Below are 24,684 nucleotides of genomic sequence, written 5' to 3'. Positions count from 1 at the left end.
AAATTTATTAAAAAAAATTAAAGATTATACTTTTTTTATACTATTCCAATAATATTTCTTTACACAAAATATAGGAGATTAGGAATGGGAATACTTAAAAAAAGCTTGTTACTTTTAAGCATATTAGGAGTTACAAGTTTTGCCTTAGCGCAAGACTCTGTTATTAAAGAGCGAACAAAACTATTTGAAAATGGAAAAGATATTGGTTTTATAACTATATTAACTCCAGTTGACGTAGTAAAAAAACAAGCAGGTAAAGTAACTATCAAAGTAAAAGGCTATAGATTAGAAAACTATCCACAAATGATTCTTAGAGATATCAAAAGAAAAGAATTATATGCTGAGTTTAAAGATGAAAAAAGTTCAAATGAATCTTTTAAAACAGTTAAAAAACATGAAGATGATTATGGTGAAATCTGGCATGAAGTTGAAGGAGTTTTTACAATTGATTCAAAAAATATTGCAAAAAACCCAGATAAATTAAAACTTAAAGCTAAAAAAACATATGAGCAAAGTTGTTCAATGTGTCATCATTTACCAGCATCAAATGCATACACTGTAAATCAATGGCCACAACAAATTGAAAGTATGATGGAGCAAGTAACATTAGATCCACATACAAAAAATCTAATTATTAAATATCTGCAACAACATGCAGCTGATTCAAAATAAAGGAGACAAAATGAAACGTAGGGATTTTTTAAAATGTAGTTCAATTCTTGGTGCAGCAACGACTGTAAAAGCAAATAGTTTTGGTTGGGCAGACCTAACTAACTTTGATGATAGAAAAACAGTACTAAGTTCAAATAGATTTGGTATGTTTGAAGCAGTAATACAAAGTGGAGAAGTTATAGAAACTAAAGCTTTTAAAGGTGATTATTTTCCAAGTCCAATGATAAAATCAGTTGCAGATAGATTGCAAAATCAAACACGTGTTGAATACCCAATGGTTAGAAAGTCATTTTTAAAAGCAAAAGGACCATCAAATAATAACCTAAGAGGGAAAGAAGAGTTTGTAAGAGTATCTTGGGATGTTGCTCTTGATTTAGCAGCAAAACATATGAGAGAAACATTTGATAAACACGGACCTGAAAGTATTTATGGAGAGTGCTACTGGTGGGGTGGTTCTGGTAGAGTAAGTTGGGGACGAACTGTATCTAGAAGAATGATGAGAATCTTAGGTGGATTTGTAACTGAATCAGGTGATTATTCAACTGGTGCTGGTCTTGTTATTATGCCTCATGTTTTAGGAGGTTCTTCTGTTTATGATACACCAACTAAATGGAAATCAATAATAGAAAATGCAAAAAATGTTGTAGTTTGGGGTTGCGATCCATTAATTACAAATCAAATAACATGGTCAACTCCACTTCATAGATGCTTTAAAGATTATGAAAAATTACAAGCTGCAGTTTTTAGTGGAAAAATTAAAGCATTTAGTGTAGATCCAAGAAAAAATGATACACAAAAATTCTTAGATGCAGAACACATAGCAGTAAAACCAAATACAGATGTTGCACTAATGATTGGTATGGCACACTATTTATATACAAAAAAACTATATGATGAAAAATTTATCAAAAAATATACTGTTGGTTTTAATAAATTTAAAAAATACCTATTAGGTAAAGAAGATGGCCAAGCAAAAGATATCAACTGGGCTTCTGAAATTTGTGGAGTTGATGCAAAAACTATTGCAAAATTTGCAAAAACATTAGCAAAAGAAAGAACAGTATTATTATGCGGTAGAGCACTTCAAAGACAAGACCATGGAGAACAAGCTCACTGGATGTGCACAGTACTAGCAGCTATGTTAGGACATATGGGATTACCAGGTGGTGGAATTGAGTTCTCACTTGCATATAATTCAAGCGGAGCAACAGATAAACTAGCACCAACAATTACAGGTATTAGCCAATCTATTCCTGAAAAATATAATAAAAAATATCCAAATGCACCTTGGTTAAAACATCATGATGTTGTTATTCCATCATCAAGATCAATAGAAGCAATTCAAAGACCAGGAGAAAATTTAGACCAAAATGGTAAAAAAATAAAATTACCACATATTAGACTAATGTATAACGCATCAGGTTCACCACTTACAAGACACCACGATGTAAATAATATGCTAGAACAATGGAAAAAAGTTGACACAGTAATTACAGCTGAGCCTTACTGGACTTCTACTGCTAAAATGTCAGATATAGTATTTCCTGTAGCAACAGAACTTGAAAGAATAGATATAGACCAAACAGGTGGAACAAAAGAGTATATAATTGCAAGAAAAGCTCATATTAAACCAGCAGGTGAGAGTCAAAGTGATTTCTGGATTTGTAGAGAACTTTGTAAAAGATGGGGTTATGAAGAGGTATTTACAGAAGAAAAAACTGAATTAGAATGGGTTAAATATATCTATGAAGATGCTGTTCAAAAAGCAAAAGCTATGAATATGAAAATGCCATCATTTGATAAATTCTGGGAAAAAGGTTATGTAAGATTCCAAGAAGATGATGAATCAACTCAAAACTATACTAGATATACTGAATTTAGAGATAACCCATATAAACATAGACTTGGAACACCATCAGGTAAAATAGAGATATACTCTCCTGTAATTGCAAAATTCAATTATGATGATTGCAAAGGACACCCAACTTGGATGGAACCAATCGAGTGGTTAGGAGATAAAAAACAAACTAAAAAATATCCAATGCATATTATTAGTCCACACTCAAAATATAGATTACACTCTCAATTAAATAATACATTTATTAGAGGTTTATATGAAATTAGTGGAAGAGAGCCTGTTTTAATAAATCCTAAAGAAGCTAAAAAAAGAGGCTTAAAAACAGGTGACATTGCAAGAGTTTTCAATGATAGAGGTGAAATTTTAGCTGGTGTTTATGTAACTGATGCTGTAATAGATGAAGTTGCTACATTATGTGAAGGTGCTTGGTATTCTCCTGAAAATTTAGGAGATAAAACACTTTGTCAACATGGTAATGTAAATGTTCTTACTATTGATAAAGGAACATCAAAATTAGCTCAAAGTAATATTGCACACACTGCATTAGTTGAGATAGAAAAATACAAAGGTAGTTTAAAACCAATCAACGCTTTTACAAAACCTAAAATTCTTCAAAACTTATAAAAAAAGGCACAAATTTGTGCCTTTTTTATCTTACATAATAATAACTAACATTATAAACAATCACTTTTAATTAAATAGTTTAAAATTTATCCTTTTTTATGCATAGTAGGTATAAAATACTAAATTTATAAAGTAGGAAAAATGGACATAATATTATTTATTGAATATATAGGAATTGCATCAGCTGCACTTAGTGGCTTTTTATTTGGTGTAAAAAAAGGTTGTGATTGGCTTGGATTATTTATAGCAGCTTTTTTAACAGCACTAGGTGGCGGAATAATAAGAGATTTACTTGTTGGTAGAGATATCTACTCTTTTACTCACTATATGCCCGTACTTATTGTAATTATCGTTTTATTTATCTCTAGATTTTTAAAAGTTTATAAAAGATATGGAGAATTAGAAAAAAAGTTCATTTTTATATTTGCAGATGCTATTGATTTTATTTGCTTTTCTATTGTTGGAGCCATGATAGCTATCGAATTTGGTTTTAATATCTTTGGAGTTGCATTTGTTGCATTTTTCAATGGAGTAGGAGGCGGTATTTTAAGAGATATCCTTCTAAATGAAGTACCATGGTTTATGAGAACAGGACTATATGGAACCATCAGTTTTGGCGTTGGTATAACATATTACATCTTGCATCTTGTAGGATTAAATACAATTTTTTATATCATAACATTACTAGCCCTTGGAATTTTAATAAGAATGATAGCATACTATAAAGGATGGCAACTACCACCATTGAAGGATTAGGAAAAATTAACTATTATATTTAATATCTAAGTAAAAATATTAATTAAACAAGCAAATATATTTGTTAATACATAATTTTAATTTACGTAAACATCTAGCCTCTAAAAAAGAGGCTTAGTTTATTTATTAATCTTTAGAAAGTAACTTCACAGGCACGATTTACCCAAAAATACATAACTTTGTTTTTTAGCAGATTTTAAAATCCGTATTAATATAAAATTGACTTGTATATTAAAATATTGTATAATATATTTTTAATATAGAATCTTTGAAAGTAATTGATTAAATCAATCTCTTTGAGAGATTATCTCCTCAAAAAACCATCGGAGTCCGTTCCTTTTTGGAGACGTAAGTTTGGGGACAGTGTAAACTGGGCATCAAACCACAACCGTAAAATGTAGCAGTTTTTGGTCTGCTACTTTTTTTATGGTCTAAAAAAAGTTTTTAATGATAATACTTTATCTTCTATAACTCGAAGTGCAATCATTCTTATAACACCATCTTCAAATTTTTTTCTAAATACTAAACTTACTTCGATTTGTCCTCTTCTATTTCTTATAATACTTTTTTCAACATGTGTAAAGTTATTCAAAATATCAGGAAGTTTTGGAAGTAAGTATAAATGTTCCTTATGACCATTTCTTATATGTCTAACATATTCTTCTTGTATTATAAATTTATATTTACAAATATTAAGATTAGTATGCTTTTTTATAGCTCTACAAGCATCTTCTGTAATTTCTAATTCATATATTATATCTCTTGTATTACTATTTAAAGCTATTGAAATAAACTCTTCAAGTCTCAAAACTATATACTCTTTTTTTTCGAACTAATTTTATCATAATCTATTTAACCAATTAGCATACCACTATATCAGTTCTCTTTTTTCATCAAAATATTTATATTTTGATTCTCTATTATAAGCTGCTTTTACTTTGTTTTTCTCTTTATGAGCTAAACATTATTCAATAATATCTAAACGAAAACCATATTCTTTATATAATTCATGAATAATAGTAGAAAATATACTTCTAAAACCATGAAAAGTGTGTTTATTTTGATAGCTTAACTCTTTATACTCTTGTAAATTTACCACCTATTGCAGTATAAATAACTCTCTTTCCATAAAAGTCATTTTTGTCTTTATTTTCAAAAGAAGCTTTATTTACAAAATTAGCATATTTTGCAGAATGATGAATATAATCATTTTTTAATCTTTTATACTTTTCATCATCATTTTTAAAATCTCCTTTTACTTCTAATACCTTATATATATCAGTTAAGAAATCATCTCTTTTAAAACTATAAGAAGAAAATGAACCAAAAGGAACAACTTCTAATCCCTCTTTCTTACCTAAATGTTTTCCTTTGGTCATATCTTTATAAATAGCTCTTTCATACATGATTTTTAGTGTTATCTGTTCGTATTTATTTACTACTTCTTTTTTATGCATATATAAATATAACATAGGTCTTGGTAGGCTTGTTCCCAAATAAGTAGGAATTACTTCAGGTAAAATACAATAATAGAATCCATCTTCATTATCTTTTTTAATTTCATTTTTTAATTTTACTTTTTTAATTTTACTTGTATTTAACCAATTATATTTTTTATTCCAAGCTATTAATATATTTTTTAGTTTTATTGGAATTTCACCATATTCTTTAACATATCTTTTAGTTAATAAAGTAGTTTCACTAGAAGTATTATATCCCCCTCCTACATCTGAATGAGCTCCAGGCACAAAATACTCTTCAAACTTTTTACCACCACTTAAAGTTATTCCATCTGTTTTTTGCAACTTTTTATTTTTATCTATAAAAATAGAGTATGCATCAAAGTTATACCGAAACTCATCACTTGCCATAAGATGAACAACTTGACCTATTTTTTCATCATTTCCATCTTTAAAAAAGTTTAAATTTAAATTCTCAAAATCGTTTGCTTGTTTTATACCAACGTGAGGAACAGTATCATAAATGCCTACAAATCTAAAACTTATAGACTCTATTGAAATTTTTCTCTCTTTATAATATGGATTTTTTATTCTACTTCTACCTGCTCCATAATACTTCTTTTGTGTATTTAAAGGGTTGTAATATCTTTTCCCATCAATTGATACAATACCATTACTTCCAAAAAAAGGTGTAAATATATTTTCACCTTTTTTCATTTTAATACTATAGCCTTTAGCATTTTTTTCAGAACTATTCAAAATTGAACAGATAAAATGCCTTGCAGTTGCAGCACCTCTACTAAAACCAAAAATATCAAAATATAGTTCATTTATATAACTAATATTTGATGCTGTTCTTAACTGTTGTGCTATTTTTATACAAGAGTATATAATATGAGCTTCTATTCCTGTCTTATCTTTTCTTAAAAACTTTTCTCCTCCAAGACCAGAACCAAATAAAATAGAATCTTCTTTATAACCTTTTTGAATAAAAGGATTATTTGTTCCTGCACCACTTTCATACAATTTAAATCTAGTTGTTGAAAGAATAGTTTTATCTCTTTTTACATCTGCTCCATTATAAAGATTATATAATCTACTAATATTAGTCTCACCATTTACAAAACTACTATCTTCACTATCATCTACTAAGATATTTTCTCTTATATACTCTTCTCTATTTTTCTCTTCACTTGTGTTTAACTCTTTTTTTACTTCAAGAAAATATTCAAATACTTTTTTTGCATGATTTGCTTTTAGACTTTGAAGTAACTCTTTTTCTTCCATTTCTAAATTTGAATCTTCATCAAAATATCTTATCTCTTTTTTTGCTTTATCAATTTGAGAAATTAATAAAAGTAAAACCTCCTCAGTCATTTTGGGATTGGGTTCTGATACTATGTACTCTTGAATAGTATCATACATTTTAATATCAGGTTTTGTCTCTAAATCTCTACCTTTATTCTCTTCAATATACTCAGCTGGTTCTTCTAAGAATTCTACATAATTCCTATAAAAATTTATATTATAAATATTATTATTTGTACCATCAAAAAAAACTCCATATTCAACTATTACTTCAGGCATATATGAAGCTGTAATATTCTGTTTATAAATAGTTACTTCAAGCTCTTTTACTTTTGAATTATCTTTTACATTATATACATAAGGGATAGATACAATTATATAAGCACTCTCTTCTTCTAAATTTTTTATTTGCTCTTCATTTATTATTTTTTGACAACTATCTTTATTAAAAGCTAAAGTTCCTATACTTTTAGTTTCACCTTTTTGTTTTAAACAATCTTCTAGTTTTTGATTATAAGCATGAGTATAACCTCTTGCTTTTAAAACACTTCCATAAGAACTTGCATTATGTAAAGTTAATGAAGTCAAATTTACTATTTTTTTATTTATTTCTATTTTTGAAAAAGAGGTTAATTTACTTTTTATTAGATTTTCACTCTCTTTTGTTATAGCTTGTGTTAAATATTTGCTATATTCATCTTTTACTTTATTTAATATTTTCTTTTTATCTTTTTCATCTTTATTTATTATTTCACTCTCTTCTTCAGATACAATAATATAAGCACATCTAGTTTTTAAAGATGAGTCATAATCATCTATATTTTTATTAGTCTCTTCAATAGAGTATCTATAAAAATGTGAACCTTCACTCTCTTTAAAAAAAACTTCTCCTATTGTTATATCATTACTATTCATAATTTATTCCTAGTTTTTTTAAATGGTATTTTGCATTTTCATGCCCCATTTTTGCTGCTTTTTTATACCATTTTATTGCATTTTCTTTATCATTTAAATCTTTATCATAGGTATATCCTATATTATATGTTGAACTTACATATCCTAGGTTACTAGCTTTTTTATACCACTCTATTGCCTTTTCATAATCTTTTAATGATACTGCATAAATATTTCCAACACTTGCAAGACAAGAGATACAATCTAGCTCTTCATATCCTTTTTTAAACCAATAAATTGCTTTTTGATTATCTTTTAACACTTCCCAATATATAAAACCTAATCTAGAAACTGAATCTTTACTTTTTAGTTCAAAGCCTTTTTTATACCACTCTATTGCCTTTTCATAATCTTTTAAATCTTCTTCATATCCTTGACCTATAGCACCAGCACATTTTCCTAAACCTATTTCATAACATTTGAAAAAATAGTTATAAGATTTCTTTTTATCCTTAAAGTCTTTTTCTTTATCATAAAATATACCTAAATTAAAATATCCTTTTGCATTTCCTAATTCTCCTGCTTTTTTAAAAGTCTCAATAGCCTTTTCATATTTTTCTTGTTTTCTATATATATGAGCCATCGCTAGCAACGAATATGTATCACCTTTTTCAAAAGATTTCTCATACCACTTTAGAGCTTCTTTATATTGAAACTTTTTATCATAAATTACACCTAAATTATGTGCTGCTTTTTCTTTTCCATTATTTGCTGCTATTTTATAATATTCTATTGCTTTATCTTTTTCATTTAAAAAGTTTGAATACAAACTTCCCAATTGCAAGTATGACTCTATACTTCCTTTTTCTTTCCCCTTTATAAAATACTCTTCAGCCTTTTTATAATCTTTATCTCTCATATAATATAAGCCTACACAGTTATAGCCTTGTATCTCTCCATCTAAAATTAATCTTTTATAATCTGCTAAATCTTCTTTTGTATAAATTTTCTTATTACATTGTTTTATATCATATGTACTTTTTTTTAATTCTACTTTCTCATCACGACATGAAGCTAACAACATTGAAAACATAATTAGGATAAATAGGGATTTTATAGATAAGTTCAAGTCAAACCTTAATAATAATTTTTATAATTATATTAAAATTTATATTCATTCTGGTTTAAATAATTTTTATTACTATAAAATAATTTTATAAACGCTCAAACTTATAAAGTTTTTTTCTTACTTTAAAGATAATATATTTAATATTTTGCATATTTAGCAAGGTTATTCTTATCATTTAAATATTTATTTCTAAAAAACTTTCCTAGAATATATTGTTTTATTAATGACTCAGTTTTATTTTATACTCAACTAAGATTTTTATTTGAGAAGATGACAGATATTTATTATTAAGTACACTTATAGAAATGTTAAAAAATAAACTCATAAATTACACTTAATATATTTATTTGCTACAGGCATACTTATTGTGAATTAACTAAACCTAACTCATTTGCTAATTCTTGCATAGAGAAAGGTTTAATTTTATCTCTAACATAAATACAATTTATTTTTCTATAATTAAAAGTCTTATTTACAAGTTAATTTGTATTGTTAATCTTTAGGAAGTAGCTTCACAGGTACAATTTGGAATTCGTCCATGTTCCATACATTATTTGTAACATATGGTTCACTTTCTAACCATTCATTTAACTCATCATCATTTTCAAAATTAACAAAAAGTGTTGAGCCTACCATTTGATCTTCTTCTATTAATGCTCCAGCTTCAATAATCTTACCTTCAGCCATTAATTTTCTTGCACCCTCTACATGTGCCTCTCTTGCTTCTAGTCTTTTGTCTAGTGCGTTATCGTTATCATAAGCAATTATTAGGTATTGCATTTTTATTCCTTTTATTTTTTTAAATTATATCATATTTAAATATAATAAAAATTACACTATTTAACTATTATTAGTTCATCAAAAAAATATCCTTGCATATAATCGCATCCTAACTCTTTTACTAAATCGTAATCACGCTGTGTTTCAATGCCTTCAATAATACTTTTTTGTCCATTTAGTCTAATTGTTGTTAAGATACCTTTTAAGTAGTGCATATAGTTATGATTTACTTCGATTTGACGTAAAAAAGATTTGTCAATTTTAATATATTTACTTCCATTCATCATATAAAAAGAGAACATTGAACCATCTTGTCCAAAATCATCAAGTGCTGTTTCTATATTTTTATTATTTAGCCATGAAGAAAAATTTCGCATTATATTTGCACTTGTTTCATCATCACTACCATTTTCTGTAATTTCTACTACTATATCATCTTTTTTGTTATTTAAAAAAAGTTCCCAATAAGATTGTTGTTCACAAGACACAAATATATCTGCATCAAAATTTAAAAATAATTTTTTGTTTTCTGTGAAATTATCAAATTGTAACTGTTTATTTCTTTTCTCAAGTTCGAAAAATAATTTATTATTATGGTGTAAGTGCCTAAAGATATCTTCAGTAGATATAAGATTATTGTCAATCTCAAACTTTGACAAAGCCTCATAAGCATAGATATCATCTGTTTTTGCGTCAATTATTGGTTCATACTTAGTAAAATATTTTGAGTCTAATATTATGTGTTTAAATTCTATATTATTCATAATAATAATATAACAAAAAACAACTTAATATTTTTTGATAATTAGTATCAATATTGAAAATAATTTGAGGCGAATAGAAAAGTGACAGGATAAGCTATTGCATTAAAGTATCTAAGTAATAAAGAAACTTTAATATTAGGCATTATCTCTTCAATTAAAACTCCATTATTTAACTTTTGCATTATTGAAAGTTTAAAAGCGATATCAAAAAACTTTATACCAACTATACTTAACATTAAAAAACTATAATTATCAAGATAAACACTTAAAAAAATAGAGTAAATAAAGCTTGAGTTTAAAAGGAAGTAAAGAATTATATTCTTATTGAAAATAGCTAGATTATTAGATAATAATCCATAAATAGTATCTGATTTTTGCCAATTTGATTCAAAAAGTTCAATTGCAATAAATATAAAAAATAAAGATATTATATCCATGTTTATAAAAAAGCGAGGATTTCTCCTTGCTTTTTATTTATCTCCATAAGAGAATTTAATTTTTTTGTCTTTATATAGACCCGTTCCAACTGGAATAGTTCTACCAATAACAACATTCTCTTTTAAGTCTTCTAACATATCCATCTTAGCAGAAATTGCAGCTTCTGTTAAAACCTTAGTAGTTTCCTGGAAAGATGCAGCTGATATAATAGAATCAGATGTTACAGCGGCTCTTGTAATACCAAGTAATAATGGTTCAGCAATTGCTGGTTCACCACCAAGTTTGATAATTCTTTCATTTTCTATTTTAAATCTTTTCTTAGATATCATATCACCAACGATGAATTTAGTATCTCCACCATCTAAAATAGAAACTTGTCTTAACATTTGAGATAAAATAACCTCAATATGTTTATCAGCAATATTTACACCTTGAGATCTATATACTTGCTGAACTTCTGATACAATAAATCCATGAAGTGCTTTTTCACCTAGAATTTTTAATATATCATGTGATGCTAATTGACCCTCTGTTAATGCCTCACCAGCATGAACAAACTCACCCTCATGAACTAAAATCTGTTTAGATTTTTCTACTAAAAATTCTGCTTTTGCACCATTTTCATCTGTAATAATAATTCTTTGTTTATTTCTAAGTGGTTTACCAAATGAAACAATACCATCAAATGAAGCAAGTACTGCAATATTTTTAGGTCTTCTAGCCTCAAATAATTCAGATACTCTTGGAAGACCTCCAGTAATATCTTTTGATTTTTGAGTAGCTTTTGGTGTTTTACCTAATACATCAGCAACTTCAACTTTTTGACCTTCACTAACATTTAATGAAGTTTTTGGTTCTAATGAATATCTTAATACTTCTTTATTGTTTGTTGCTAATGAGATTGCTGGTTTGTAACCTGCTGGAATATACTCATTTACAACTAGTTTTGAAGTACCTGTTAATTCATCATATTGCTCAGATACTGTTACACCTGGAATAATATCTTCAAATGCAATTGTACCAGCTTCTTCTGCAATTGTTGGGTTTGCATATGGATCCCACTCAGCAATAACATTTTGCTCTTGCGTTTTTGGAATAGCAATAACAGAATCTTTTTCAACAGGACTATCATCAGTAAACTCAACTAATGAACCTCTTGCGATATAGTGTCTTAAAGCTTCTCTATCTTCTTCATCAACAATAACTGCAAATAGACCTTTTTCAACAACTTCATCACCTGCTTTAATGTCATGTCTTCTTTCTAAATAGTCACCTTTAAGTTTATAGTATTTTACAATACCTTGTGCATTTGAAAGAACATTTGATGTTATTGGATCTCCATCTTGAACTCTTAAAATTGAAGCAAAAGGAATTCTATTTGGTACATTCCATCCATCTTTAATCATCTCAACTATTGATTCATTTTCTCCAACTTCATCTCCATCTGCATAAGGAAGATATAATTTACCATCAATTTTTCCAGATACACCTGCAAGCTCATTTGGCTTAGCAACATCATTCTTTCTTAAATAGTATTTCTTGCTCTCTTTTGCATTTGAAATTGTTAAAATTGTCTCTTCATGTATAGTTTCAACTGTTACTTTACCTTTAAAAGGAGCATTGATTTTTGGCTCAACTAGTAAAACACCAGCATTTCTTCTATTTGCAACAATGATTCTATTTGCTTTATCAATATATGTTTTTATATTGTAATATCTAATAAAACCTTCTTTGTCAACTTTTAATTCTCTTTCTGTTTGAGTAGCACTTGCTGTACCCCCAACGTGGAATGTTCTAAGTGTCAGCTGTGTTCCTGGCTCACCAATTGATTGAGCAGCTAATACACCTACTGCTTCACCTGGATTTGCTTTTCTTTGCTCACCAAGGTTTAGACCATAACATTTTGAACATAATCCATTTTCTACTTTACAAGTTAAAGGTGTTCTAATAACAACAGATTTTACTTCAGCATCTGCAACAACTTTTGCATCTTCTTCTGTTATTAAAGTTCCTTCTGTAAATAAAATCTCATTTGAAATAGGATCAATTATATCCTCTGCAATTACTCTACCTGTGATTCTTTCTTCTAAACTCTCAATTAATTCATTACCAGAAGATAAATCAGTAATTTCAATTCCTTCATGAGTTCCACAATCATCTGTAGTAATTCTTACATTTTGCGATACATCAATTAGTTTTCTTGTTAAATACCCAGCATTTGCTGTTTTAAGTGCTGTATCTGCTAAACCTTTTCTAGCACCGTGAGTAGAAATAAAGTACTCAAGTACATTTAGACCTTCTCTAAAGTTAGAAATAATTGGTGTTTCAATAATTGAACCATCAGGCTTAGCCATAAGACCCCTCATACCTGCAAGCTGTCTAATCTGCGCAGCAGAACCTCTAGCCCCAGAGTCAGCCATCATATAAATAGAGTTAAAACCATTTTTATCAGTTTCAATAATCTCCATCATTTCTGATCCAAGAGTATTATTAATCTCAGTCCAGATATCAATAATTTTATTATATCTTTCTTGCTCAGTTAATAAACCTTGAGAGAATTGTTTTTGAACTTCAATAACTTCTTTTTTAGATTTAACTACGTGTGCTGCTTTTGATTCAGGTACTTTAATATCTGCAATCGAAACAGAAATACCAGCATCAGTTGCGTATCTAAAACCTAAGTTTTTAAGATTATCCAAAAATCTTGGAGTTACTTTATATCCACCATGTTTATAAATATAATCAACTAAAGTACCAATATCTTTTTTCTTTAAAATTTTATTCCATAAATTTTCAGGTACAAATTCAGGTAAAATCTCTTTTACAATCAATCTTCCAACAGTTGTATGAATAATTCTATCATCAAGTTTTGTTCTAATTTTTGCATGTAAATCAACTTGCTTCATCTCTAAAGCAATTTTAACTTCATTTACATCTGTAAATAATTTATGTTGACCTTTTACTCCATCTTTTGATAAAGAAAGATAATAAATACCTAAAATCATATCTTGTGATGGAACAGCAATAGCTCTACCTGATGCTGGTAAAATAATATTCATAGATGACATCATTAAAATCTTAGCTTCTGCAACCGCTTCTTGTGATAATGGTACGTGAACCGCCATTTGGTCACCATCAAAGTCAGCATTAAATGCAGCACAAACCAATGGATGTAACTGAATTGCTTTACCATCAATTAATACAGGGTGAAAACCTTGAATTGACAATTTATGAAGTGTTGGTGCTCTATTTAATAATACTGGATATTCATTTACTATCTCAGATAAACATTCCCAAACTTCATTTGTTTCACTCTCAATTAATCTTTTTGAAGATTTTAAAGTTGTTGCATAACCTTTTTCTTCTAGTTTTGCCATTAAATGTGGTTTAAATAACTCTAAAGCCATTTTTTTAGGAATACCACATTGGTCCATATTTAAAGATGGTCCAACAACAATAACAGATCTTCCTGAGAAGTCAACCCTTTTACCAAGTAAGTTCTGTCTAAATCTACCTTGCTTACCTTTAATAATTTCAGATAATGATTTTAAAGGTCTTTTATTTGCACCTTTAACTGCATTTGCAGTTTTTCCATTATCAAATAGTGCATCAACTGCTTCTTGAAGCATTCTTTTTTCATTTCTAATAATGATTTCAGGTGCATCAAGTTCTGTTAATCTTTTAAGTCTGTTATTTCTGTTAATAACTCTTCTATACAAGTCATTTACATCAGAAACTGCAAACTTTCCACCATCTAATGATACAAGTGGTCTTAAATCAGGTGGAAGAACTGGAAGTTGAGTTAACATCATCCATTCTGGTTTATTTCCTGAATTAATAAAGTTCTCAACTACTTTCAATCTTTTGATTATAGTTTTTCTTTTTGCCTCTGATTTAGTAGATGACATTTCAGATTTTAACTTTTCTAAAAGTTCAAATAAGTCAAGATATTCTAAAAGATTTCTTACAACATCTCCACCCATATTAGCTTCAAATCCAGTATGTTCAAATAAATCAGAAATAGTTCTATATTGTTCTTCATTTAATATATCGTATTTAAGAACTTTTTTTGTTTTTTCATTATCATAATAAGCATCACCTGGCTCACTTACAATATATGCTTCATAATAAAGTACTCTTTCAAGATCTTTTAATTTAACACCTAAAAGTGTACCAATTCTTGTTGGAAGAGATGATACCATCCAAATGTGTGCTACAGGAGAAACAAGATCAATATGACCCATTCTGTGTCTTCTCACTTTTGAAGAAGTTACTTCAACTCCACATTTTTCACATACAACTCCGTTGTATCTCATTTTTTTATATTTACCACAAAGACACTCATAATCTTTTATTGGACCAAATATTTTAGCACAAAAAAGACCATCTCTTTCTGGTTTTAAAGTTCTGTAGTTTATTGTTTCTGGTTTTTTAACTTCACCACAAGACCAAGAAAGAATCTTCTCTGGACTTGCAAGTCTAAGTTGAAAAGCAGAAAAATCTTGTGGTCTTTCTAACTCTTTAATTTCGATAGGTTTTAATACTTTTTCAGTTTTACTCATTCTCTTCTACCTCGTCAAAAATATCAACGTCTAAACCAAGAGCTTTAAGCTCTTTTGTTAATACGAAGAATGTTTCAGGAACACCTGATCTTGGAACATTTTCCCCATTTGCTATAGCTCTATAAGCTCTTGTTCTACCTTCAACATCATCTGATTTTGTTGTAAGCATCTCTTTAAGAACACTTGTAGCACCATATGCTTCTAGTGCCCAAACTTCCATCTCACCAAATCTTTGTCCACCAAATAGTGCTTTACCACCAACTGGCTGTTGTGTAACAAGTGAATATGGTCCTGTAGATCTTGCATGCACTTTTTCATCAACTAAGTGATGAAGTTTTAGCATATACATATAACCTACGTTAACTCTTTCTTTCATCTTATCACCAGTTTTTCCATCATAAAGTACAGATTTACCATCTGTGTCAATTTTTGCTAATTCAAAAAGTTTTTCAAATTCGTAAACTTCAACACCATCAAATACTTGAGTAGCAAATCTAACACCTTTTGCCCAATCTTGTGCATAATCAACTAGCTCTTCATCAGTTAAAGAATTCATAAATTCTTTACCTTTCATAAGCTTAGCAGTACTTGCAATTTCAGACATTTTTTCTCTAAGTTCAGTAATAAACTCTGCTCGCTTAGCTTCAAATATCTCTTGAATTTGATTACCAAGTCTTTTACCAACTAAACCTAAGTGAACTTCCATAATTTGACCGATGTTCATTCTTGATGGAACCCCTAATGGGTTAAGAATTACATCAACAGTTGTTCCATCTTCTAAATATGGCATATCAACTTGAGGAACAATATTAGAAACGATACCTTTGTTACCGTGTCTACCTGCCATCTTATCACCAACTTTAATCTTTCTTTTAGTTGCAATATATACTTTTACCTGTTTAATTACACCACTTGGTAAAATATCATCATGCTCAAGAACTTGAAGTTTTTCTTCATGCTCTTGTCTTAATGTAGATTTTTGTTTGATAAAATGCTCTTTGATATTATTATAAGCATTTTGAACATCTTTATTATATGAAGCAACTACTTTTTTCATAGCAAATCTATTTACATTTGAAAGTACATCAAATGGAATATTATCACCCTTTTTGTAAGTTGTTCCATCTACTTCAACATCTTTATCTAATGCTGATTTTGATAATAAATCATTAATTTTTAAAATCTCTTCTCTATCAAGCATTAATAGTTTATCATGATGCTTAACATCAAGTTCAGATTTTTCTGATTCAATTTCAGCTACTGCTCTTTCGTCTTTTTCATAACCTTTTTTAGTAAATACTTTAACATCTACTACAGTACCTTCCATTGATGTTGGACAATATAGTGATTTATTAATAACATGCCCAGCTTTTTCACCAAAAATAGCTCTTAAAAGTCTTTCTTCTGGAGTTGGCTTAATTTCACCTTTTGGTGTAACCTTTCCAACTAAAATCATTCCTGGCTTAACAAAAGTACCAACTTTAATAATACCAGAAGCATCTAAATGAGAAATTGACTCTTCTTTTACACCTGGTAAATCTCTAGTAATCTCTTCGTTTCCATGTTTAAGTTCTCTACATTCAACATCTTTTTCATAAATATGTACAGATGTAAATGCATCTTCTTTTATCAATCTTTGAGAAAGAACAATAGCATCTTCATAGTTATAACCATTCCATGGCATAAATGCAACCATTGCATTAACACCAACAGCTAATTCACCTTTATCCATTGAAGGACCATCAGCAATAACTTGACCTTTTTCAACTACTTGACCTTGTTTTACTGCTACTCTTTGTCCAAATGATGTATTATTATTTGTTCTTGAGTTCTTGCTAATTTGATAATGGTCAATAAATGCACCACTTTCGTCTTCACCTCTAATGTAGATGTTTTTAGCATCTGCTTTTTCAACAACACCAGCTCTAGAAGCTTTTATAGCTTCCCATGCATCTCTTGCAACAGTCTTTTCTAAACCAGTACCAACAATAGGCGCATTAGGTTTTAATAATGGAACAGCTTGTCTCATCATATTTGAACCCATAAGTGCTCTGTTGGCATCATCATGCTCTAAGAAAGGAATAAGTGAAGCAGCAACACCCATAACCATTTGTGAAGAGATATCAATATAGTTTACCTTACTTCTTTCCATAAGTAAAATTTCACCATTTTGTCTAGCTTCAATTAAAGGCTCAACAATCTTACCATTATCATCAACTTTTGTTGAACCAGGTGCGATTACAAGTCCCTCTTCTAAAGTTGCAGTCATGTAAGTAATTTCATCTGTTACTACACCATCTTTAACTTTTTTGTATGGAGCTTCAATAAATCCTAACTCATTTACTTTTGCATAAGTAGATAAAGTATTAATCAGACCAATATTTTGACCCTCTGGAGTTTCAACAGGACAGATTCTTCCATAGTGTGTTGGATGAACATCCCTTACTTCAAATCCAGCTCTTTCTTTAACTAATCCACCCTCACCAAGTGCAGAAAGTCTTCTTTTATGAGTAACTTCTGATAATGGATTTGTTTGGTCCATAAATTGTGATAATTGCCCTGATGTAAAGAATTCAGTAATTGTTGATGTAATCATCTTAGAGTTTACTAAATCATGTGGCATTAAATCTTCTAATGTTCCACTTAATGTAGTCATTTTATCTCTAATAGCTTTTTGCATTTTAATAAGTCCAGAATGCAACTCATTTGCAAGAAGTTCACCAATTGCTCTAATTCTTCTATTACCTAAGTGATCTCTATCATCAATATGACCGTGACCTGATTTAACTTTTACTAAATACTGAACAGTTTTAATTACATCTTCGTAAGTTAATACTGTTACATACTCAGGAACATTAACACCAAGTTTATGGTTCATTTTCATTCTACCAACTTTTGTTAAATCATATCTTTCAGGATCGAAAAATAGTTTTCTAACAAACTCTTTAGCAGCTTCTTTTGTTACAGGCTCACCTGGTCTCATAACTTTATAAATTCTAATTGCTGATAAATCATTTTCATCATCAATTTGTTCTGTTTGTTTTAATAGCTTTAAAGACTCACTATCAGCTTTAAATGCATTGATAATTGAATCATCAACACCCGTTGCTAAATCATTAGCAATATCAAATGAATCAAATCCTAAATCTAATAATTTCTTTAATTTTAATTCATCTAAATTTGTTAAAGCATCAAATAAAACTTCTCCTGATTCTGGATCAAAAATAGCACTTGCAGTTGATCTATCCATTAATAATTCAACTGGATACTCAACTAATTCAAGTCCACCTTCAACTAAAGCTTTTGCTTTTCTAGCTGTAAGTCTTTTTCCTGCAGCTAAAATTAAATTACCTTTATCATCTTTTAAATCAAAATCTAATCTACCAGAATAATCATCTGGATTAAATTTTGTTAAAAATTTATTATTTTTAACTTTTACATTGATAATTGGATAAAAAAGTTTTATAATATCTTCTTTAGAGTAACCTAATGCTCTAAAAAGAATTGTAACAGGAACTTTTCTTCTTTTGTTAATTCTTACATATAATACATCTTTTGCATCATACTCAAAATATAACCAAGAACCTCTATCTGGAATAATTTGACCAGTATAAATTAGTTTGTGACCTGATGTATTTGCTTCTTCTTCTTTGAAGATAACACCTGGAGATCTGTGTAATTGGTTTACAACAACTCTCTCAACACCATTAACGATGAAAGAAGTTCTATCTGTCATAAGTGGAATTTCTCGGATAAATAAAGATTGTTCTTTCATATCTTTAACACCGATTTTTTCACCAGTTTTTTCATCTAGTTCCCATAAAGTTAATCTAATATTAATCTTTAATGGAATTGAATAAGTAAGACCCCTAACCATTGACTCTCTAACATCATATTTGGGTTTACCAACTTCTGAACCTAAGTACTCTAAAGTAACTCTATTTTGTGCATCATGAATAGGGAATACTGATTTAAATACTTTTTCAATACCAGCATCAAATCTATCATCTTTTCCTATCATCAAAAAGTTTTCATAAGAGTTTTGTTGTAATTGTAGTAGATTTGGAATTTCTATTTGTTGTGGATTTTTTGCAAAATCAACTCTAAGTCTATTACCAGATTTTAAAGAGTTTAACATTGTCGACCTTAATAATTTGGTTTAGTTTTTTAGCTTTTTTTATAAAGCGCAAAAAGCATCCTAAAGGATAAGTTTAAAATTCTTTAAAAAAATTCTAAACTTAGCCCTCAGTGATGCTAGTCTTTTATGCAAAGTAGAAGGCTCTACTTTGCATACAATAATCTTTAATTTAAGTAATTATTTGATTTCTACAGATGCCCCAGCAGCTTCTAATTCAGCTTTTGCAGCTTCTGCATCTTCTTTAGAAACACCCTCTTTAACAGTTGATGGAGTTTCTTCAGCAGCAGATTTTGCTTCTTTTAGTCCAAGACCAGTTAATGATCTAATAACTTTAATTACATTAATTTTCTTAGCACCAGCATCAGTGATAACAACATCAAATTCAGTTTGCTCTTCAACTGCTTCAGCAGCTCCAGCAGCAGCTCCACCAGCAACAACAGTTGGTTGTGCAGATACACCAAATTTTTCTTCAAATTCTTTAACTAGTTCAGATAATTCTAATACAGATAAACCTGAAATGTACTCTAATACATCTTCTTTAGAAATTGCCATTTTATTTCCTCTAAATTTTATTTTTATAATATTTTATTAATTTTAACCGCTATAAATTAAGCAGCCTCTTCTTCTTTTTTCGCTCTAAGATTGTCAAGCCCTGTAACAAAGTTTCTTGCAGGAGCTGTCCAAACAGAAAGTAACATACCAATAAGCTCATCTCTAGATGGTAATTTAGCAAATGCATTAACTCTATCAAGATCAGCTGGTTCACCTTCAATGATACCTGATTTAATAACAAATTTTTCGCTATGCTCAGATGCAAACTTGTCTGCTACTTTACAAGCAGAGATTTGATCTTCTGACCATAAGAAAATGTTAGTTCCGTTTAACTCAACATCTCCTAACTCAGCATTTTTAACAGCAACAGTTACAAGTGTATTTTTAGCAACTTGAACTTTTGCTCCGCTTTCTTTAGCGCTTTTTCTTAAAGCTTCTAACTGTTTATGAGTAAGACCTTTATAATCACACACTACGATAGCTTGAGACTCTTTAAATTCAGCTGTTAAAAAATCAATAATTTCAGCTTTTTGTTGTTTAGTCATAATAGTTTTCCTCCTTTCAAAACATGAAACTTAAGCAGGTCTTACAAAAGACGGAGGTGTCTTTTACCGGCTGTCTCCAGTTTTATATCAGTGCTTTGATAACACTCAAAGATATAGATTTTTATCTACATATTTGAATATTATTTAATTCAAATAAGGAGTAAACCTTATTTGATATCCATTAATTCTGTTGTATCTAATTTAATAGATGGAGACATAGTTAATGAAATTGCTGCATTTGAAATATATCTTCCTTTTGCAGTTGATGGTTTTGCTTTGTTGATAGCGCCAATAAACGTTTCAACATTTTCTTTAATAGCTTCTGTTGAAAATGATACTTTTCCAACTGCTGCTTGCATATTACCTTTTTTATCAACTCTATATGTAACTTTTCCACCTTTAGCATCGCTAACAGCTTTTGTTACATCCATAGTTACAGTACCAGTTTTAGGATTTGGCATTAAACCTTTTGGTCCTAAGATTCTACCTACTTTACCAACGATACCCATACAATCAGGAGTTGCAATTAATACATCAAAATCAATATTTCCTGCTTGAATATCTGCTGCTAATTCATCATTACCAACAATATCAGCACCAGCTGCTTTTGCTTCATCCATTTTAGCACCTTTAGCAAATACTGCAACTCTTACAGTTTTACCAGTACCATGAGGAAGAACAACAGCTCCTCTAATCATTTGGTCAGCATGTCTTGGATCTACATTTAAGTTTAATGCAATTTCAACACTTTCATCAAATTTAGCAGATTTTAACTCTTTTAAATGAGTACAAGCTTCTGCTAATTCATAATTTTTATCTTCAATTTTTTCTGATAACGCTTTATATCTTTTTGAAACTTTTGCCATATTTTACTCCGCAATTTTTTTTATTTTGCTACCGCCAAGTTATAAAGTCTGGTGGTAAGACTTATTAGAAATTATGCTTCTACTTCAATTCCCATTGATCTTGCTGAACCAGCAACAATTTTTGAAGCTTGTTCTTTATCATCAGTGTTTAAATCTGCAATTTTCATATCAACGATTTCTAAAACTTGTTCTTTAGTTAACTTTCCAATTTTATTTTTAAGTGGATTGTCACTACCTTTTTTAATTCCAGACGCTTTTTTAATTAAATCTGTCATTGGTGGTTGTTTTAAAGTAAATGTAAAACTTTTGTCTGAGTAAACAGTGATTTCAACTGGAATATTAAATCCACTTTTATCTTTTGTTTTTTCATTAAATGCTTTACAAAATTCCATAATATTAATACCTCTTTGACCTAATGCAGGTCCAACAGGTGGTGATGGATTTGCAGCACCAGCTGGTATTTGAAGTTTAAGTGTACCTTCTACTTTTTTAGCCATCTAAATTCCTTTTCTAAATTTGTTATAACCATAGGCATTAGGCAATAAAACTATAAAAGAAGCAAGTTTGTATTGCCTAATGCCTATAAATTATTTTTAAACTACTCTTTCTACTTGCGTATAAGAGATTTCTACTGGTGTATTTCTTCCAAAAATTGAAACATTAAGTTTCAATATTCCAGCAGTCATATCAAAATCTTCAACAATTCCATTGAAGTTTGCAAATGGTCCTTCATTGATTCTAACCATTTCACCTTCATCAAAAGATACTTTTGGTTTTGCAGCAGATCTATTATTAACTTTTTCTAAAATAAGATTAATGTCTTTATCTGATAATGCAGTTGGCTTTTTAGATTCACCAATGAATCTTCCAACTTTTGGCATTGATTGAATTCTGTGCCATAATGCAGTATCTAAATCAATTTTTGCAAAAGCATATGCTGGATATAATGGTCTTTCAACTATAACTTTTTTACTTTTTTTAATTTCAATTAAATCTTCAGTTGGAACTAATACTTCAGCTATTTTATCATTTCCCATTTCATCAGCAAGTTTTTCTAAAGCTCTTTTTACTGTTAATTCACTACCTGAGTGAGTTTGAATTGCATACCATTTATGTGCCATTTTAATCCTTAATTCATTACTGAAGATAGGCTTAATGACATTACTGTATCAATTAGTGCTAAAAATAGTGTTATTACAGTAACAACAACAAATACAGATAAATATGCAGATCTAATTTGTTCTTTAATTGGAAAAATTACCTTAAACAGTTCATCTTTAGCATTTTTATAATAAGTTTTGAATTTATTCACAAGTGACTCCAGTATGTATTAAGCTATAAATTTTTTTAAAAAAAGTTTTTAACTACTTTCAAAAAAATTAATTATTATGGCAGGCCAGGAGGGACTCGAACCCCCAACCGTCGGATTTGGAATCCGGCGCTCTACCATTGGAGCTACTGACCTAAAAGTATAAAGAGATAAGTTAAAGTCCTAAGACTTTAACTTAATTTCTTTATGAATTGTGTGTTTTCTTAATCTTGGACTATATTTTTTAACCTCAAATTTCTCACTATGAGTTTTTGGGTTTTTCCAAGTAGTGTAGTTAATATCTCCACTCTCTTCGCATTTTAATCCAATTTTTATTCTAATCGCTGCCATTAATCAATCCTTATTCGATGATTTCTGCAACAACTCCAGCACCTACAGTTCTACCACCTTCTCTAATAGCAAACTTTGTACCTTTTTCTAGAGCAATTGGAGCAACTAATTCAACTGTCATTTCTACATTATCACCAGGCATAACCATTTCTACACCTTCTGGTAAATAAACTGAACCAGTTACGTCTGTTGTTCTTACATAAAATTGTGGTCTATATCCACTAAAAAATGGAGTATGTCTACCACCCTCTTCTTTTGAAAGGATATACACTTCACATCTGAATTTAGTATGTGGAGTAATTGTTCCTGGCTTAACAAGAACTTGTCCTCTTTCTACTTCTTCTTTTTTGATACCTCTTAATAAAATACCGCAGTTGTCACCAGCTTCACCTTGTTCCATCTCTTTTCTGAACATTTCTACACCAGTTACTGTAGTTTTTTGAGTATCTTTCATCCCTACGATTTCAATCTCACCACCAACTTTGATAGTACCTTTTTCAATTCTACCAGTTACAACTGTACCTCTTCCTGGGATAGAGAATACATCTTCTACAGGCATTAAGAAATCTTGGTCAATATCTCTTTCTGGAGTTGGAATATATTCATCAACTGCATCCATTAATGCAACGATTTTTTCACTCCATGTTCCAAGAGTACCAGATTTTGCTTCTTCTAAAGCTTGGAATGCAGAACCAGCGATAATTGGAGTGTCATCACCTGGGAAATCATACTCAGATAATAATTCTCTAATTTCCATTTCAACTAGCTCTAACATCTCTTCTCTATCTTCTTCATCTAGTTGATCTTCTTTGTTCATAAATACAACGATATATGGAACACCAACTTGTTTAGATAATAGAATGTGCTCTCTTGTTTGAGCCATTGGTCCATCTGTTGAAGCAATTACTAAAATTGCACCATCCATTTGAGCAGCACCAGTAATCATGTTCTTAACATAATCGGCGTGACCTGGACAATCTACGTGTGCATAGTGTCTTTTGTCAGTTTCATACTCAATATGAGAAGTAGCAATTGTAATACCTCTATCTCTTTCTTCTGGAGCGTTATCGATTTGATCATAATCCATAAGCTGTCCACTACCTTTAACTGATAAAACTGCAGAAATTGCAGCTGTTAATGTAGTTTTACCATGGTCAACGTGACCAATAGTACCAATGTTAACATGCGGCTTGCTTCGTTCGAACTTTTCTTTTGCCATTGAAATTCCCCTTAAAGATTTAAAAATTCCCTCTGAGTAGATAAGCCTAAGGCTTCTCTATTCAGAGGGTTTATATTTATTTTTTTATTATAGCATACAGCTTAGAAATTGTGCTTAAGAAGGCATAACTTCTAAGCTGTATGAATTAAATTTGCATTATATCAAAAAAAAGATTACAGGGAGATTACATATTCAGAGTTATATACATGTGCTTATAACTCAGCTCCCAGTATCAATAAATTAAATGGAGCGGGAGACGAGACTCGAACTCGCGACAATCTGCTTGGAAGGCAGAAGCTCTAGCCAACTGAGCTACTCCCGCAATCATTTGCGTGGTGGTGAGAGAAGGATTTGAACCTTCGAAGCCATAGGCGGGAGATTTACAGTCTCCTGGATTTGACCACTCTCCAACCTCACCGTTGAAAATTATTAATCTGGTCAAGCGCTGATCTTTAAAAG

18 protein-coding genes and 3 tRNA genes are annotated in these 24,684 nt (G+C 29.7%); 3 read left to right on the top strand and 18 right to left on the bottom strand.

Translation table 11 applies throughout. The features are described 5' to 3' along the window. Window positions 1-84 precede the first annotated feature (84 nt). The 3 genes from ACTCCZ_RS00205 (at window position 85) to ACTCCZ_RS00195 (ending at window position 3,910) form a co-directional block, all read left to right on the top strand. Complete coding sequence (locus ACTCCZ_RS00205) at window positions 85-672, top strand: hypothetical protein (RefSeq protein WP_079576837.1); 588 nt, start codon at window positions 85-87, stop codon at window positions 670-672. 10 nt (window positions 673-682) lie between these two features. Beyond that, on the top strand, window positions 683-3,154 hold the full coding sequence (locus ACTCCZ_RS00200) for a molybdopterin-dependent oxidoreductase (protein ID WP_079576836.1): 2,472 nt from the start codon (window positions 683-685) through the stop codon (window positions 3,152-3,154). Window positions 3,155-3,295: 141 nt separating this feature from the next. After that, a complete protein-coding gene (locus ACTCCZ_RS00195) occupies window positions 3,296-3,910 on the top strand; it encodes a trimeric intracellular cation channel family protein (protein WP_079576835.1) in 615 nt (204 codons plus the stop codon). A gap of 424 nt (window positions 3,911-4,334) precedes the next feature. On the opposite strand, the gene ACTCCZ_RS00190 is transcribed toward ACTCCZ_RS00195, so the two are convergent. The 18 genes from ACTCCZ_RS00190 to ACTCCZ_RS00105 all read right to left on the bottom strand — a co-directional run bounded on the left by ACTCCZ_RS00190 (window position 4,335) and on the right by ACTCCZ_RS00105 (window position 24,643). Further along, window positions 4,335-4,718, bottom strand: a complete 384-nt coding sequence (locus tag ACTCCZ_RS00190) for a PBECR3 domain-containing polyvalent protein (RefSeq protein WP_079576834.1) — start codon at window positions 4,716-4,718, stop codon at window positions 4,335-4,337. Between the two features lie 268 nt (window positions 4,719-4,986). Beyond that, window positions 4,987-7,593, bottom strand: a complete 2,607-nt coding sequence (locus tag ACTCCZ_RS00185; RefSeq protein WP_119184345.1) for a T6SS phospholipase effector Tle1-like catalytic domain-containing protein — start codon at window positions 7,591-7,593, stop codon at window positions 4,987-4,989. Beyond that, window positions 7,586-8,701: a tetratricopeptide repeat protein gene (locus ACTCCZ_RS00180; protein ID WP_079576833.1), complete on the bottom strand. Its 1,116-nt coding sequence runs from the start codon at window positions 8,699-8,701 to the stop codon at window positions 7,586-7,588. The genes ACTCCZ_RS00185 and ACTCCZ_RS00180 overlap by 8 nt, the downstream gene beginning before the upstream one ends. A gap of 492 nt (window positions 8,702-9,193) precedes the next feature. Further along, entirely contained in the window at window positions 9,194-9,481 is a 288-nt protein-coding gene (locus tag ACTCCZ_RS00175) for a YciI family protein (protein ID WP_079576832.1), read from the bottom strand. A gap of 56 nt (window positions 9,482-9,537) precedes the next feature. After that, window positions 9,538-10,245 (bottom strand): EAL domain-containing protein, encoded by a 708-nt coding sequence (locus ACTCCZ_RS00170; RefSeq protein WP_079576831.1) that lies wholly within the window; start codon window positions 10,243-10,245, stop codon window positions 9,538-9,540. Window positions 10,246-10,715: 470 nt separating this feature from the next. Next, window positions 10,716-15,245, bottom strand: a complete 4,530-nt coding sequence (gene rpoC / locus ACTCCZ_RS00165) for a DNA-directed RNA polymerase subunit beta' (protein ID WP_079576829.1) — start codon at window positions 15,243-15,245, stop codon at window positions 10,716-10,718. Continuing rightward, window positions 15,238-19,383 carry a DNA-directed RNA polymerase subunit beta gene (gene rpoB, locus ACTCCZ_RS00160; RefSeq protein ID WP_079576828.1) on the bottom strand — a complete coding sequence of 1,382 codons (4,146 nt, stop codon included), beginning with the start codon at window positions 19,381-19,383 and terminating at the stop codon, window positions 15,238-15,240. The genes rpoC and rpoB overlap by 8 nt, the downstream gene beginning before the upstream one ends. 177 nt (window positions 19,384-19,560) lie before the next feature. After that, the gene (gene rplL / locus ACTCCZ_RS00155; RefSeq protein ID WP_079576827.1) at window positions 19,561-19,935 is read right to left on the bottom strand and encodes a 50S ribosomal protein L7/L12; all 375 of its coding nucleotides are present in this window, start codon (window positions 19,933-19,935) and stop codon (window positions 19,561-19,563) included. Window positions 19,936-19,991: 56 nt separating this feature from the next. Continuing rightward, window positions 19,992-20,480, bottom strand: a complete 489-nt coding sequence (gene rplJ / locus ACTCCZ_RS00150) for a 50S ribosomal protein L10 (protein WP_079576826.1) — start codon at window positions 20,478-20,480, stop codon at window positions 19,992-19,994. A 167-nt stretch (window positions 20,481-20,647) separates the two neighbouring features. After that, window positions 20,648-21,346: a 50S ribosomal protein L1 gene (gene rplA, locus ACTCCZ_RS00145; RefSeq protein WP_079576825.1), complete on the bottom strand. Its 699-nt coding sequence runs from the start codon at window positions 21,344-21,346 to the stop codon at window positions 20,648-20,650. 71 nt (window positions 21,347-21,417) lie between these two features. Next, complete coding sequence (gene rplK / locus ACTCCZ_RS00140) at window positions 21,418-21,843, bottom strand: 50S ribosomal protein L11 (protein ID WP_079576824.1); 426 nt, start codon at window positions 21,841-21,843, stop codon at window positions 21,418-21,420. 96 nt (window positions 21,844-21,939) lie between these two features. Beyond that, window positions 21,940-22,467 carry a transcription termination/antitermination protein NusG gene (gene nusG / locus ACTCCZ_RS00135; RefSeq protein WP_079576823.1) on the bottom strand — a complete coding sequence of 176 codons (528 nt, stop codon included), beginning with the start codon at window positions 22,465-22,467 and terminating at the stop codon, window positions 21,940-21,942. Window positions 22,468-22,475: 8 nt separating this feature from the next. Then, entirely contained in the window at window positions 22,476-22,658 is a 183-nt protein-coding gene (gene secE, locus ACTCCZ_RS00130) for a preprotein translocase subunit SecE (RefSeq protein WP_079576822.1), read from the bottom strand. Between the two features lie 77 nt (window positions 22,659-22,735). Next, window positions 22,736-22,811: transfer RNA gene (locus tag ACTCCZ_RS00125), tRNA-Trp, on the bottom strand. Between the two features lie 27 nt (window positions 22,812-22,838). Beyond that, complete coding sequence (rpmG, locus tag ACTCCZ_RS00120; protein WP_079576821.1) at window positions 22,839-23,006, bottom strand: 50S ribosomal protein L33; 168 nt, start codon at window positions 23,004-23,006, stop codon at window positions 22,839-22,841. A 10-nt stretch (window positions 23,007-23,016) separates the two neighbouring features. After that, window positions 23,017-24,225 carry an elongation factor Tu gene (tuf, locus tag ACTCCZ_RS00115; protein ID WP_079576820.1) on the bottom strand — a complete coding sequence of 403 codons (1,209 nt, stop codon included), beginning with the start codon at window positions 24,223-24,225 and terminating at the stop codon, window positions 23,017-23,019. Between the two features lie 245 nt (window positions 24,226-24,470). Beyond that, window positions 24,471-24,547: transfer RNA gene (locus ACTCCZ_RS00110), tRNA-Gly, on the bottom strand. 11 nt (window positions 24,548-24,558) lie between these two features. Then, window positions 24,559-24,643 (bottom strand) — tRNA-Tyr (locus ACTCCZ_RS00105). Window positions 24,644-24,684: the final 41 nt, after the last annotated feature.

The sequence above is a fragment of the Malaciobacter sp. genome, from assembly GCF_055140965.1.
This window is presented reverse-complemented; position numbering and strand designations above follow the sequence as displayed.

Bases quoted from the DNA above. Each gene is read 5' to 3' on its own strand.
- ACTCCZ_RS00205 (WP_079576837.1), top strand. From the start codon at position 85: ATGGGAATACTTAAAAAAAGCTTGTTACTTTTAAGCATATTAGGAGTT.
- ACTCCZ_RS00200 (WP_079576836.1), top strand. From the start codon at position 683: ATGAAACGTAGGGATTTTTTAAAATGTAGTTCAATTCTTGGTGCAGCA.
- ACTCCZ_RS00195 (WP_079576835.1), top strand. From the start codon at position 3,296: ATGGACATAATATTATTTATTGAATATATAGGAATTGCATCAGCTGCA.
- ACTCCZ_RS00185 (WP_119184345.1), bottom strand. From the start codon at position 7,593: ATGAATAGTAATGATATAACAATAGGAGAAGTTTTTTTTAAAGAGAGT.
- ACTCCZ_RS00175 (WP_079576832.1), bottom strand. From the start codon at position 9,481: ATGCAATACCTAATAATTGCTTATGATAACGATAACGCACTAGACAAA.
- ACTCCZ_RS00170 (WP_079576831.1), bottom strand. From the start codon at position 10,245: ATGAATAATATAGAATTTAAACACATAATATTAGACTCAAAATATTTT.
- rpoC (WP_079576829.1), bottom strand. From the start codon at position 15,245: ATGAGTAAAACTGAAAAAGTATTAAAACCTATCGAAATTAAAGAGTTA.
- rpoB (WP_079576828.1), bottom strand. From the start codon at position 19,383: ATGTTAAACTCTTTAAAATCTGGTAATAGACTTAGAGTTGATTTTGCA.
- rplL (WP_079576827.1), bottom strand. From the start codon at position 19,935: ATGGCAATTTCTAAAGAAGATGTATTAGAGTACATTTCAGGTTTATCT.
- rplJ (WP_079576826.1), bottom strand. From the start codon at position 20,480: ATGACTAAACAACAAAAAGCTGAAATTATTGATTTTTTAACAGCTGAA.
- rplA (WP_079576825.1), bottom strand. From the start codon at position 21,346: ATGGCAAAAGTTTCAAAAAGATATAAAGCGTTATCAGAAAAAATTGAA.
- rplK (WP_079576824.1), bottom strand. From the start codon at position 21,843: ATGGCTAAAAAAGTAGAAGGTACACTTAAACTTCAAATACCAGCTGGT.
- nusG (WP_079576823.1), bottom strand. From the start codon at position 22,467: ATGGCACATAAATGGTATGCAATTCAAACTCACTCAGGTAGTGAATTA.
- rpmG (WP_079576821.1), bottom strand. From the start codon at position 23,006: ATGGCAGCGATTAGAATAAAAATTGGATTAAAATGCGAAGAGAGTGGA.
- tuf (WP_079576820.1), bottom strand. From the start codon at position 24,225: ATGGCAAAAGAAAAGTTCGAACGAAGCAAGCCGCATGTTAACATTGGT.